The sequence below is a fragment of the Micromonospora sp. AMSO12t genome (assembly GCF_008806585.1).
In the GTDB taxonomy this organism is placed as follows: domain Bacteria; phylum Actinomycetota; class Actinomycetes; order Mycobacteriales; family Micromonosporaceae; genus Micromonospora; species Micromonospora reichwaldensis.
The window spans coordinates 1-1,188 of the sequence record NZ_WAAS01000514.1 but is presented as its reverse complement, the minus strand read 5'-3'; the positions used below and the strand labels follow the sequence as shown (position 1 = coordinate 1,188).

Genomic DNA, 1,188 nt, shown 5'->3' with positions numbered 1-1,188 from the left:
GCAGCGCTGTCCCACCGGCCCCCGCCGGGAGCGCGGTCCCGCCGGGTTGGTCGGTGCGCGGCCCGCCTATCCTTGCCAGCCATGAACCCCGGTGACGTGACCGTTCCGCCGCCCGCAGACGGAGCCGAGGAACGGCTGGAGACCCTGCGGCGCTGGTGGCGGCTGCCGGCTCCCGCGCGACGCGAGGTCCGGCTGCTCAGCCGCTCCGGTCGGCACCACCCGGACCGGGAGATCGCCTGGGTGGCCTGGCGGTGGGCGCAGGTCGTGCTGCCGCCGGGAGCGCCGGAGCCGGGCCGGGCCCGCAACATGCTCAGCGCGGCCGGCTTCTGGGCGCTGATCCTGCTGGATCTGGTCACCGGCGTCGATCCGACGGACCCGCCCGAGCCACGGTGGCTCGACCGCCGCCGGGCCCGGCGCGTCCTGCGGGCCGGCCCACCCGTCGCCTGACCGCCCGGCAGCCGGGGCGACCGTGCCGCCCGACGGGGTGCCGGCCGGCGGGTTGCCGGCCGCCCGCCCCGATCCGCACCACCCGCGGCTGCACCGCCCGGCCCACGACACCGCCTCACCCACCACCGGAGCGCCGGGCCCGGCGGTCTCAGCCGTCGGCGAGCAGCCGGTCGCGGACCTCGCGGCGCAGGACCTTGCCGATCTGGGAGCGGGGCAGGTCATCGACGACGACCACGCGGCGGGGCACCTTGTACCCGGCCAGGTGCCGCCGGCACGCCGCCCGCAGGCTCGCTTCGTCAGGCGGCTCGGCGCCCTCGTCCAGGACGACCGCCCCCACCACCTCCTCGCCGCCGTGCTCGCCGGGCAGGCCGACCACTGCGGCGTCGCGGACGCCGGGAACGCGGCGCAGCGCGTCCTCCACCTCCGACGGGTAGACGTTGAACCCGCCGGTGATGATCAGCTCCTTGATCCGGTCGACCACGCGGACGAAGCCGTCGGCGTCGGCCACCACGACGTCCCCGGTGCGCAGCCAGCCGTCGGGCAGCAGCGCCGCCGCCGTCTCCGCCGGGCGGTTCCAGTAGCCGGCGAACACCTGCGGCCCCCGGATCAGCAGCTCGCCCGCCTCACCCGGGGAGCGGTCGCGCGACGGGTCCTCGGGGTCGACGATGCGGATGTCGGTGGACGGGAACGGCACGCCGACCGTGCCCGGCCGGCGGGCGGGGGAGACGGGGTTGCCGAGCG

The 1,188-nt window shown here is 77.9% G+C and carries 2 protein-coding genes; one reads left to right on the top strand and one right to left on the bottom strand.

Annotation, left to right across the window (positions count from 1 at the left end):
* Positions 1-81: 81 nt before the first annotated feature.
* Positions 82-447, top strand: a complete 366-nt coding sequence (locus F6X68_RS32710) for a hypothetical protein (protein ID WP_151457840.1) — start codon at positions 82-84, stop codon at positions 445-447.
* 148 nt (positions 448-595) lie between these two features.
* Here F6X68_RS32710 and F6X68_RS32705 read toward each other — a convergent pair.
* The coding region (locus F6X68_RS32705) for an AMP-binding protein (RefSeq protein ID WP_151457839.1) at positions 596-1,188 on the bottom strand (593 nt) is incomplete at its 5' end.